We start from the raw sequence: 13,249 nt of genomic DNA, 5'->3' as shown, positions 1-13,249 counted from the left end.
TGAGTCGGGTGAACAGCGTCAAGAAAAAGGATGGGTTCGTCTTTCGCTGTGACTTTAAGATTCTCATAATATTCAATAAATTGTCGCTGTTTTTCTGCGTCGAATTTATGAGGGACGCCACCCGGTTAATGAGATGGTCACCCCCACCCTGTGAGAGGTACGCTAGCAGGGTATTTTATTTTAGAGGGAACCATCATGCAAAACGTTACGCTTATTGGTATCGATCTCGGTAAACATTCCTTCCATGTCCACTGTCAGGACAGGCAGGGTAACGCCCTGCTGCGTAAGAAGTTTTCCCGCACTCAGCTTATTAATTTTCTCGGTTCCTGCAAGGCTGCAACCGTAGTGATGGAGTCCTGCGGTGGGGCGCACTTTATGGCTCGCCGGATCGCTGATTTAGGCCATGAGGCAAAGCTGATTTCTCCGCAGTTCGTCCGTCCTTTTGTTAAGAGTAACAAGAACGATTTTGTCGATGCTGAAGCTATCTGCGAGGCAGCTTCCCGGCCCTCCATGCGCTTTGTGCCCCCCCGCACAGAAGACCAACAGGCGATGGCCGCCCTCCATCGTGTCAGAGACTCACTGATACGGCAACGCGTTAAAACCACCAATCAGATGCACGCTTTTTTGCTGGAGTTCGGCGTCAGTCTGCCGCGCGGTATTGCCGTGATACGACGTCTGGCCGCTGTGCTGGAAGAAAATGACTTTCCGCCTTATCTGGCAAGGGTTCTGAGCAGACTCCACAGTCATTATGTTTACCTCAGCGGAGAAATTGAGGAAGTCGATAAGGAACTGAAAACGCATCTGGCGGAAGATGAAACCGCGCAACGCCTGCTGACCATTCCTGGCGTTGGGCCGGTAACGGCGAGTCTGTTAGCCATGCGGCTGGGAGACGGTAAAAACTATGCCAGCAGCCGTGACTTTGCGGCTTCAACAGGGCGGGTTCCCCGCCAGTACAGCACGGGTGGAAAAACGACACTGATGGGCATCAGCAAGCGGGGTGATAAAAATCTGAGGCGGCTGCTGGTACAGTGTGCCAGGGTCTTTATGCAGCGGCTGGAGCATAATCCAGGGCGTCTGGCAGAGTGGGTGAACAGGCAGCTTGCCCGCCATCACTCGAACGTTGTGGCGTGCGCGCTGGCGAATAAACTGGCCCGAATAGCCTGGGCCGTTACGGCACATCAGACGGTGTTCATTAAATAAAAGAGCCAACGAAAAACGGCGTTAGCTCAGTAAGTTAAGCAGTTACCATCTGGTTTTGCGACGACAGATAATTGATGACATGAACGGCCTATCGGCCTGCTGATGAACCTGATATAAAAAATGGCTCTCTGAAGCCGACCGGTTTTTAAGGTTCGGCAGGCACGGAACTCATCGTGGCGCGGGCATGACTGCTCACCAGACGCCGAATAGATTTACGCAAGCCCACCATACATCAAAATTTGTGTTGCAAAAACGGGGGTGACCATAGATTTTATAAGAAAAACCCTGACGGTGTAGCCATTTATTCATGCCGGGAATGCTAAAGGTAATCTTCCAGAGCTGAGCAACATAGGCCACGATTTCATGGGTGTGATGGAAAAGATGTTGAGATAAGTGATTGATTAAAAAGTCAGTTTGTTCTTGGGAAAGCAAACTATCAGACCCCCCATTATCAGATTGAAGTTTCCCCTGATTGAGGTAATCACTGATATGGCGGTCAACGGTGGTCTGATGGAGTCGCAATGCCTGGGCTATCATCACAGAACTCCACCCTTCAGAAGCCAGAAGGATAGCTTTTATTCTGTCTCGTACCTGACCATCACGAGTGGTGTCGTGAAGACGTTCAAGTTTGATTTTTTGTTCTGATGTAATAAATATTTTCATAGCGAGGATAATGATCTCCATTTCGGATAAAATCAAGCATCTTCAATGATTACGGGTATATGTAATAACGTGTTTTTTGATGGAAATATGGGGTAATTCAGTTAACTTGAATTAAGAAATTTTGCTTTGGTATTAAAATAATGGATGGTAATAACTATGGGGAAGTGGTGATTATAGCCTTTGTTGTATAATTATTATTTATGATAACCACAAAAAATATTAAATCGAAGTTAAAGTTTTACCACTCTAAGTTAATATTGTTGAATATTTTATAAATTACCTTATATTGAAATTAATGGTTTTATTTTTGTTGTAAAGTAATGCCTTGAAAATTTTTTTTAATCTAATTTTCTATTTTTATGAAATTGGATATACCCGACATTCCGCACCGCATTCGTAATTTGTTGTTTTAATTGAGAATCAACAAGTGCGTAAATTTTATACAAACGATTTAAAATCAGTACATTACAGATATGGCTGCGGAATGACGGATATACAGGGTGTTTTTATGAATTTATTGATAATTTAATAACAATTGGTTTAATTTTTTTTTAAATGATTTTAATTAAGAATTAATAGTGAGTAGATAAAGTTCAATAGTAATTTGACATTTATGCATAATCAATACAATCAACAGTTCCATTCTTAATGATAATGGTGACTTATGACAGCATCTCAGAATTGCCAATAAACCGTATCGTAAACTCTATGTCTGTTCTGAAAGAGGAGGAAAAATTAAAAATAAAGTGAGTATTGATGAACGAACATAACTCATTGATAAAAAATGTATTGGTGACTGAGAAGGCGATACGATAATTAGAAAAGATAGAGAGAGTGTATTACTACGCTCTATACGATAATCATCAGATTTAATAGAAAATAAGAACCAAAAGCCATAATCATAATGAAGGAGTTATACTTGTTAAAATAAATAGCTAAAACAATGACGCTTGATAACAATTTGGGGTTTTCGAGTCATGAAATTATCAGCAAAAAATTAGAAATAAATACCTACTTTTTGAATCTTTATTCCGTCTGGGAAATAGGGGTAAATGAAAATATCAATGAGTTTATTAGACAATACTTTCCGAAAGGAATAGACTTTAATAAAATCTCTAACCAAGGGATAAATTTGGTTGTAACCCGATTAAATAATCTACTAAAAAACTCGGGATGGCAAAGTTCTTTAATAGATTATTTAAAGGAATACGAAATTGTTTACTCGTAATGTAATGATGTTGCATTTACTATGCGAAACCACCATGGAATTCAATATCAGTCAATAAATATAATAAGAAATTAATGGGAGTTATTCAGAAAACAAGAGTTAAAAAGGAATGTTTTATTCAGGAATATAAGGTGAATTATTTGTTCCTTTGTAAGGGTGATTAGCGTCGAAAGATTATTAATTGGCAATGATTGACCCAGCTATGGCATCCAGTATCTGAGTATCTTGAATTGATGTAAGACGTGTCGGTTTTTATTTATTGGAAACAAGAAATAAGAGAAAAGCCCGATTGATGGCTGTTGGGAACGACAGTTTTCAAATTTCTAACAAATTCGTTAAGGGAATAGATATAGATGAAAGATAACGTTGCTAAAATGAAAAATGTTCTTAAAGCTAAACTCTTTTCTCCGACGTCAGAGGATATAACTAACGTAAATGATGCTTCACAACAGCTCCATAATGTGAAGAATTTCGTCGCATCTAGTGAATTATTTTGGCATGAGCGTCTTGCTTCTTTAGAGGCATTCCAATTACCTTTCGAAATGACAGGGCAACAAGCGGAACCCAGATGGACAATAAGCGCCTGGCAGCCCCCACTACCAGGAAATAGTGAAGAAGATCCATTACGGCTACTGTTACAGGCGTTTGTTATCTATCTTGCGCGTTTGACTCATCAAGCTGAATTCCAAGTTGGGTGGCGTGTGGATGAGGCAGAAGATAAACTGGATAATTTGTCGCCGGTGGTACCAATGGTGGTTGAGGTGGAGTTTGATAAGCCTTGGTGTGCGGTAGCTGACTGGATTGATGACGAGTTTGAGAGGTTGACACAGCACCATACATTTAGTTGTGATCTCCTTTCTCACTCTCCTATACTGCGTACTATTCCTGAATTAACAACAAGCCGACCGTGGCGAATTGCTATCTCTGTAATACAGGATGACAGACTGTGTAATCAGGAAGTGTCTGGTGAATTGTTGACCCTCCAGGTGAATTCGCGGGGTGGTTTTCGTTGGATCTACGATAGAAATTGCCTTAGCCCAGAAGTTGTTCTGCGGATGAGCGAACATTTACAGGTATTGGTAGCGTCAAAAAGGCGGGAAGAGGAAACCCCTATCTGGCAGCTTAATTTGCTGTCTGCGGCTGAGCGTATATTGCTACTGGAAACCTGGAACACTACAGAAAACCCCTATCCTAATCCGCTATGTATTCATCAGTTATTTGAACGACAGGTGGAGATTGTTCCAGAGGCTTTGGCATTAGAATGTCAAGGGCAAATCCTCAGTTATGCTGAATTAAATGTCAGAGCCAACCGATTGGCTCATCAACTGATTGCGCTGGGCGTTACACCAGACCAGCGGGTAGTGATTTGTGTGGCACGCTCTCCGGCTATGGTGATAGCGCTGCTCGCGGTGTTGAAAGCAGGCGGGGCCTATGTGCCGCTGGACTTAACTTATCCGGGCGAACGTTTGGCTCATATGCTGAATGATGCTGCCCCATTAGTGATACTAGCTGATGAGGCAGGGCAAGTGGCGCTGGGTGAGAAAGCACTTGCTGAGTTGACTGTGCTTGATCCGAATACCCAGCCAGATCAACGGGACAGTAACCCGCAGGTACCCGAATTGACGCCACACCACCTAGCGTATGTGATTTACACCTCAGGTTCTACTGGTACACCGAAAGGGGTGATGGTGGAACACCAGGCTGTTTACCAACGTATTCTGGGCTTTAATGAGGTCTATGCGGTCACGGCGCAAGACCGAATGCTGCAATTTTCATCGTTTGCATTTGATGCGTCAGTCGAGGAATTTTTCTCGTCATTATGCCATGGCGCTACGCTGGTGATGCGCGATGATAACTGGTTGTCTTCTCTACAGGCGTTTATTTCTTTAACTCAGCAAAATCGTATCACGGTGATGTCTCTGCCGACCCTGTTTTGGTCTGAACTGGCGGCCAGAGACAACGCATTACGACTACCGGAGTGTCTCAGATTAATCATTATTGGTGGTGAGGAGGTGAAAAAGCGAGCTATTCAGGATTGGTTTGCGAAGGAAACTCATCGCCCACGGTTATTGAATACTTATGGTCCGACTGAAAATACCGTGATTGCGACTTGTCAGGAGATATTATCCCCAGAGGATGATGGCTCAATTGGTCGGCCAGTAAGCAATACTTGTATTTATTTGCTGGACAGATATGGACAACCGGTACCATTAGGTTGCATTGGCGAATTGTATATTGGTGGTGTGGGTGTCGCTCGGGGTTATCTGAACCGGCCAGAATTGACGGCTGAACGTTTCCTGCTTGACCCGTTTAGCGATAGGCACAATGCACGGATGTATCGCACTGGGGATTTGGCGCGTTATTTGCCGGATGGCAATCTGGAATTCCTGGGTCGCAATGACCAGCAGGTCAAAATCCGCGGTTTCCGCATTGAACTGGGGGAGATTGAAACCCGATTAACTGAGTATCCAACGGTACAAGAGGCAGTGGTACTGGCGTTGAATGATGGTCAGGATAAACGACTGGTCGCCTATGTGATAGCGGAAACCCATGAGGGGCTGGCGGCTGGTTTACATGCTCATCTGACTGCCATTTTGCCAGATTATATGGTGCCGTCTGTCTTTGTGCGTCTGGATACTTTCCCTCAGACTCCGAATGGTAAGCTGGATCGCCTGGCATTACCGGCACCAAGAGAGGGAGATTTTATCCGTCAGGTTTATGAAGCCCCGCAAGAGGAGGCTGAAATCGTTCTGGCAACCCTCTGGGGGGAGTTGTTGGGTATTGAGTTGATTAGCCGGCATGACAGCTTCTTTGCGCTAGGAGGCCATTCACTGCTTGGTGTGAGGATGATTGAACGTCTGCGTCACCAGGGGTTAACATTGGCGGCGCGTGATCTGTTCCAGTCTCCGGTGCTGTCAGCACTGGCCCAAACGTTGGGGCGGCATCAGGCCGTGAGGATACCGGCCAATATCATTACACCGACGACAACGGTACTGACGCCGCTGATGTTGCCGTTGATTGATTTGACTCAGGCTGACATTGACTACATTGTCGGGCAGGTGCCTGGTGGAGTTACCAATATTCAGGATATTTATGCGTTGTCGCCGTTACAGGACGGAATCCTGTTCCACCATGTGCTGGAAAAGGAAGGCGATCCGTACCTGTTGATTTATCCAGTGATCTTTGCTGATAGGTCTCTGCTGGACCGCTATCTGGCGGCGGTGCAACAGGCGGTTGATCGTCACGACATCCTGCGTACCGCTTTTATCTGGGAGGGATTATCAGTTCCAGCTCAGGTGGTTTGGCGTCGGGCGCAGTTGTCCGTGACGGAATTGACTCTGGATCCGGCTGACGGTCCTGTCATTGACCAATTAACCTGGCGTTTTGATCCGGGTCACCATCGTCTCGATCTAAGTCAGGCACCACTACTGCACTTTGTTATCGCTCAGGAAACTGATGGTCGCTGGTTTTTACTGGAATTACAGCATCATTTGATCGGCGACCATGAAACAATGGAAGTGATGCACAATGAAGTACAGGCGTATTTTGCAGGACAGGCGGACTGTTTGCCTGCGCCGGTGCCGTTCCGTAATCTGGTGGCTGAGGCCCGGCTCGGCGTGAGTCAGGCTGCACATACCCGTTTCTTTACCGAGATGTTGGCGGCGGTGGATGAACCCACGTTGTCGTTCGGGTTGGCGGACGTGCATCGTGATGGATCTCAGAAAACGGAATCCCATAGGATGTTGGCACCTGAGTTGAATGACTGTCTGCGCAATCAAGCCCGACGTCTGAACGTCAGTCTGGCGACGTTGTGTCATCTGGCCTGGGCACAAGTATTATCGCGTACCTGCGGGCAAGAGAAAGTGGTGTTTGGCACAGTACTGTTTGGGCGGATGCAGGCAGGTAAAGGCTCTGACAGTGGCATGGGATTGTTTATCAATACCCTGCCGTTGCGGTTGGATATGGATGATACTCCGGTACAGGATAGTGTGCGAAAGGTACATTTGCAACTGGCCGGGTTATTGGAGCATGAGCATTCCTCTCTGGCGCTGGCTCAACGGTGCAGCGGTGTTGCCAGCGGTACACCACTTTTTAATGCTTTGTTGAACTATCGGCATAATGAGCAGCTGGTGACTCTGGATGGAACGATGGACGGTATTGAATTCTTGGGGGAACAAGAACGGACCAACTATCCGTTTGTACTGTCGGTAGAAGATGGTGGTACTACTTTGGGTCTGACTGCTCAGGTAGTGTCACCATTTAAGCCAGAAAAGATATGCGGTTATATGCAACAGGCGCTAGAAAGTTTGATAGAGGCTCTTGAACAAGCCCCGGTAATGCCTGTTCGGGCATTGGAAATTTTGCCGGAAGCGGAGCGTACGTTGTTGTTAAAGACCTGGAACGCCACGGAAACTGCGTATCCTGACCAATTGTGCGTTCATCAGCTGTTTGAACAACAGGTGGAGAAAACCCCTGATGCGATAGCGTTAGCATATGAAGAACAAACGCTCAATTATACCGAATTGAATGTTCGTGCTAATCAGTTGGCTCATCAGCTAATTGCATTGGGTGTAGTACCAGATCAACGAGTGGCGATTTGTGTGTCACGTTCACCGGCAATGATAGTGGGGTTGATGGCGGTGCTGAAAGCTGGTGGAGCTTATGTACCTCTGGACCCTGCCTATCCGGGTGAGCATTTGGCGCATATTTTAAGGGATGTTGCCCCAACTATTTTGCTGGCTGATAAGGTCGGGCGTGCAGCGTTGGGTGAGCAGGCACTGGCAGAGCTCACCATACTTGACCCGAATGCACTGTTTAACCTGCGGGACTACAACCCAGAAATACCTGCATTAACCTCACGACATCTGGCGTATGTCATTTATACTTCGGGTTCGACGGGGACGCCGAAAGGGGTGATGTTGGAACATCGTGGTGTTTGCAACTACCTGCTATGGGCACTGAGTAATTACCTAACTGAAAAGCAATTTGATGGTATTGTTTCGTCGCCGCTAGCCTTTGATGCCACGGTTACCAGTCTTTACCTGCCCTTATTGTGTGGCGGCAAGATCCATTTGCTCCGTGACGGGCAGGAGCTAATTGAACTTCTCCCTGCGCTGATGTCAATGGAGTCGGGTGCTTTGGTTAAAATGACTCCTAGCCATTTTTCAGCAATGGGGCAGGAGTTGAAAACTGTGGGGCGAAAATGTCCTGCACACTGTTTTGTTGTGGGCGGGGAGACGCTACCCAGTTCTACTGTTGCACTCTGGCGAACACTATCGCCTGGATCACGTATCATCAACGAGTACGGTCCAACCGAAACCGTCGTGGGTTGTACTGTGTTTGATACCAATCATCCGAGCTGTTTTGTCGATAACATACCGATTGGTCGCCCAATTTCTAATACCCAAATCTATATTCTCGATACTCATGGGGAACCTGTTCCAATGGGTGTCGTTGGTGAGCTTTACATTGGGGGAGTCGCTGTCGCTCGTGGCTATCTGAATCAGCCGGAATTGACGGCTGAACGTTTCTTGTCTGACCCATTTAATGATAAACAGGGTGCACGAATGTACCGCACCGGAGATTTGGTTCGTTATTTACCAGATGGCAACTTGGTATTTGTTGGCCGTAATGACCCGCAGGTCAAAATCCGTGGGTTCCGTATTGAACCTGGTGAAGTTGAAACACGACTGACAGAGTACTCATCGGTACGTGAGGCGGCTGTGTTGGCGCAGGGTGAAGGGCAGGCTAAACGTTTGGTGGCTTATGTGGTGGCACCAGCAGATGACAAGTTGGTGAATAATCTACGTACTTACTTGAGTGCAGTTTTGCCTGACTATATGGTACCGTCAGCCTTTGTGCGTCTGGATGCCTTCCCGTTAACCCCGAACGGCAAGCTGGATCGCCGATTACTGCCGGTGCCAGGCGAGGAAGCCTTTGCCCGTCAGGTTTATGAAGCCCCGAAAGGGGAAACAGAAATTGCGCTGGCCGTTATCTGGCGTGAGGTCTTGGGCATTGAACAGATTAGTCGGCATGATAATTTCTTTGCCTTGGGCGGTCATTCTTTGCTGGTTATTCGGCTGATTGAGTGTTTGCGTAACCTTGGACTTACATTGGCGGCTCGTGATCTGTTCCAGTCTCCGGTGTTGTCAGCATTGGCTCGAACGCTGAGGCAGCACCAAACTGTGACGGTACCTGCTAATGTTATTACGCCGAGAACTACGGCATTAACACCGACGATGCTGCCATTGATCGAGCTGACTCAGAATGAGGTTGACTGTATCGTTGAGCAAGTACCAGGCGGGATCGCCAATATTCAGGATATCTATGCCCTGTCACCGTTACAGGATGGCATCCTGTTCCACCATTTATTGACCAACGAAGGCGACCCGTATCTCTTGGTCAGCCAGATGGCCTTTGCTGATCGTTCATTGCTGGATCGTTATCTGGCGGCAGTGCAACAGGTGGTTAATCGCCACGATATTCTGCGTACCGCCTTTACCTGGCAAGGGTTATCAGCACCGGTTCAGGTGGTTTGGCGTCAGGCACCGTTATCAATTATCGAATTGATGTTAAATTCTGCTGACGGGCCGGTTTATGAGCAACTGGCTCAACGTTTTAATCCCCGTCATTATCGTCTCGATTTAAGTCAGGCACCGCTATTGCGTTTTGTGGTGTCGCAGGAGACCGATGGTCGCTGGTTTTTACTGGAGCTGCAACATCATCTGATTGGCGACCATACCACAATGAAAATGATGAATCGTGAAGTGCAGGCATATCTCGCTGGACAAGGGAACAACCTGCCTGCACCGGTTCCTTTCCGTAATTTGGTAGCTGAGGCACGGTTAGGGATGAGTCAGGAAGCGCATATCCGTTTCTTTACCGACATGTTGGCGGAAGTGGATGAGCCCACATTGCCATTTGGGCTGTCGAATGTGCATCTTGATGGTTCTCAGATGACAGAGTTTCATTGGATGTTGACTGCTGAGTTAAATGACCGCCTGCGTAGTCAGGCCCGACATTTGGGCGTTAGTCTGGCGTCGTTGTTTCATCTGGCTTGGGCACAGGTGTTGTCGCGTACTAGCCAGCAAGATAAAGTGGTGTTTGGCACTGTGCTGTTTGGGCGCATGGCGGCGGGAAAAGGGGCTGATAGTGGTGTGGGACTGTTTATCAATACCTTGCCGCTGCGGTTGGATATCGATGATACCCCTGTGCGGGATAGTGTGCGGGCGGTGCATTTGCGACTGGCTGGATTGCTTGCACATGAGCATGCCTCACTGGCGATAGTCCAGAGGTGCAGTGGGGTTGCCAGTGGTATGCCACTCTTTAGTGCTCTGTTGAACTACCGATATAGTGATGAACCGATTACTTCGGATGAAATGATGAGTGGTATTGAATTTCTGGGCGGACAAGAACAACAGGAGCGCACTAATTATCCCTTTGGGTTATCGGTGGAGGATGGGGGGGACACTTTAGGGCTGATTGCTCAGGTGGTGCAACCATTTGATCCAAAAAGAATATGTGGTTATATGCAACAGGCGTTGGAAAGTTTGGTGGAGGCCCTTGAACAAGCACCGGAAATGCCTGTTCGGGCATTGGAAGTCTTACCGGAAGCGGAGCGTACGCTGCTGTTAAAAACATGGAATGCCACGGAAACCACGGATTTTGACCTGTTATGCATTCATCAACTGTTTGAGCAGTGGGCAGCAAAAAAACCGGAGTCAATAGCGTTAGTGTATGAAGGGCAACGCCTCAGTTATGCCGAATTAAATGCCCGTGCCAACCGTCTAGCCCATCAACTGATTGAATTGGGCGTCATACCGGATCAACGGGTGGCGATTTGCGTAGTACGTTCACCGGCAATGGTGGTGGCATTATTAGCGGTATTAAAAGCCGGTGGAGCTTATGTGCCGTTGGACCCTACCTATCCGAGTGACCGTTTGGAATATATTCTGATGGATGCTGCGCCGGCTATTTTGCTGGCAGACAATGCCGGATGTACCGCGTTGAGTAAGAAGGCATTGGCAGAACGGATAGTGCTCGACCCGAATACTCTGTTTAACCAGTCGGACAGTAACCCGCAGATACCGGAATTGACCGCACAGCATTTAGCGTATGTGATTTATACCTCCGGTTCGACCGGTATGCCAAAAGGAGTCATGATCGAACATCGTGGGCTGGTCAATCTTATCCGGGATAAAATCGCCCAGTTCGATATTCACGCTGGTAGCCGGATGTTGCAGTTTGCTTCATTTAGCTTTGATGCCAGTGTCTGGGAAATCATGATGTCGCTATGCGGTGGCGCTACTCTGGACATTCCCGCCGATATCGTTCGTCAGGACCCGCACCATCTTTGGCGTTACATAGAAGAACAGTTGGTAACGCACGCTTGCCTGACGCCAGCACTGCTTCGGGATGGTGCTGATTTACCGGCGATAACGATAAAACCGACCTTGATATTGGGAGGGGAGACCCCCAATGTGGCACTGTTTCAGGCTTTGCGTAGTCAGGTAAACCTGTTCAATGCGTATGGACCGACAGAGATAACAGTTTGTGCTACAACTTGGCATTGTCCATCAGACTATACAGATACAGGGGGGCTTATTGGGCGCCCGGGGGCCAATACGTCGGTTTATTTATTGGATGCTAATGGTCAACTGGTGCCACTAGGAGGCGTGGGTGAGTTGTATATTAGTGGCACAGGTGTGGCGCGTGGCTATCTGAATCGCCCTGAATTGACGGCTGAACGTTTCCTTATCGATCCATTTAGCGATAAACCGGGTGTACGAATGTATCGAACCGGAGATTTGGCCCGTTATCTGCCGGATGGCAATCTGGAATTCCTCGGCCGTAATGACCAACAGGTTAAAATCCGGGGCTTCCGGGTTGAACCGGGGGAAATTGAGGCTCGGTTAGTAGAACACCCGGCGGTGCATGAAGCGGTTGTGTTGGCATTAGGTGATGGGCCGGACAAACGGCTGGTGGCTTATGTGGCGGCACCAATGGATGAGGGATTGGTGAATAATTTGCGGGCTCACCTGAGTGCCATTTTGCCGGATTATATGGTACCAGCAGCCTTTATGCGTCTGGATGCATTGCCATTAACCCCAAATGGTAAGTTGGATCGCCGGGCACTACCGGCACTGAATAATGAAGCTTTTGCCCGTCAGGTTTATGCAGTGCCGCAAGGAGAAATAGAAATTGCCTTGGCGGCGATTTGGCGTGAGTTACTGGAGGTTGAACAGATTGGCCGGAATGACAATTTCTTTGCGCTGGGAGGACACTCGTTGCTTGTTGTACGGATGGTTGAACGCTTGCGTCATCAAGGGCTTACCCTAGCAGTGCGTGATCTGTTCTTGTCGCCGGTGCTATTTGAACTGGCGCAAAAACTGGGGCAACATTCGGTTTCGGTTGTGGTGGTGCCACAGAATGTCATTACATCAACGACGACGAGAATCACCCCAACGATGTTGCCGCTGATTGATCTGACTCAATCAGAGATTGACCGTATCGTTGAGCTGGTGCCGGGTGGAATGGTCAATATTCAGGATATCTATGCGTTGTCACCGTTGCAGGACGGAATTTTATTCCACCACTTACTGGCAAATGAAGGTGATCCATATTTGTTAGCCGGTCAGGTGGTCTTTGCTGACCGGTCTCTATTGGATCGCTATCTAGCGGCGGTACAACAGGTGGTTGATCGCCACGATATTCTGCGTACTGCCTTTATCTGGCAAGGGTTGTCAGTGCCGGCGCAAGTGGTCTGGCGTCAGGCGCTATTGTCAGTCACAGAACTAACGCTGGACCCGGTTGATGGGCCGGTTTGTGAGCAACTGATGCTGCGTTTTAATCCCCGTCATTATCGTCTCGATTTAAACCAGGCACCTCTGTTGCGTTTTATAGTGGCACCGGAGACTGATGGCCGCTGGTTTTTACTGGAGTTGCACCATCACTTGATTGGCGATCATACTACGCTGGATGTGATGAACCGTGAAGTACAGGCGTACCTTGCTGGACAGGAGGACAATCTGCCAGCACCCGTTCCTTTCCGCAATCTGGTGGCGGAGGCCCGGTTAGGGGTGAGTCAGGCCGAGCATACCCGTTTCTTTACCGAGATGTTGGCGGCGGTGGATGAACCGACGCTGCCGTTCGGGCTGT

General features: G+C 47.8%; 2 protein-coding genes and 3 pseudogenes (1 of these 5 running past the window's edge). 3 read left to right on the top strand and 2 right to left on the bottom strand.

Going from position 1 to position 13,249, the window contains the following annotated elements; all coding sequences use genetic code 11:
- Positions 1–125: pseudogene (locus tag AACQ38_RS21220) on the bottom strand (IS630 family transposase); the annotation flags it as partial.
- Between the two features lie 70 nt (positions 126–195).
- On the opposite strand from AACQ38_RS21220, the gene AACQ38_RS21215 reads away from it, so the two are divergent.
- Complete coding sequence (locus AACQ38_RS21215; RefSeq protein ID WP_165579017.1) at positions 196–1,200, top strand: IS110 family transposase; 1,005 nt, start codon at positions 196–198, stop codon at positions 1,198–1,200.
- Between the two features lie 270 nt (positions 1,201–1,470).
- On the opposite strand, the pseudogene AACQ38_RS21210 reads toward AACQ38_RS21215, so the two are convergent.
- Positions 1,471–1,863, bottom strand: a pseudogene (locus AACQ38_RS21210) (helix-turn-helix domain-containing protein); the annotation flags it as partial.
- A 668-nt stretch (positions 1,864–2,531) separates the two neighbouring features.
- Here AACQ38_RS21210 and AACQ38_RS21205 point away from each other — a divergent pair.
- Positions 2,532–3,096, top strand: a pseudogene (locus AACQ38_RS21205) (IS30 family transposase); the annotation flags it as partial.
- Between the two features lie 348 nt (positions 3,097–3,444).
- Positions 3,445–13,249, top strand: partial view of a non-ribosomal peptide synthase/polyketide synthase gene (locus AACQ38_RS21200; RefSeq protein WP_165579015.1) — the start only. 19,301 nt of this gene lie beyond the right edge of the window; 9,805 of the gene's 29,106 nt are visible here — the first part of the coding sequence; the start codon lies at positions 3,445–3,447; its stop codon lies off the right edge, out of view.

It is taken from the genome of Photorhabdus sp. RW14-46, from assembly GCF_963887965.1.
In the GTDB taxonomy this organism is placed as follows: Bacteria; Pseudomonadota; Gammaproteobacteria; order Enterobacterales; family Enterobacteriaceae; genus Photorhabdus; species Photorhabdus laumondii.
The sequence above is the reverse complement of the archived record's forward strand: the minus strand, read 5'-3'. Positions and strand labels throughout refer to the sequence as shown.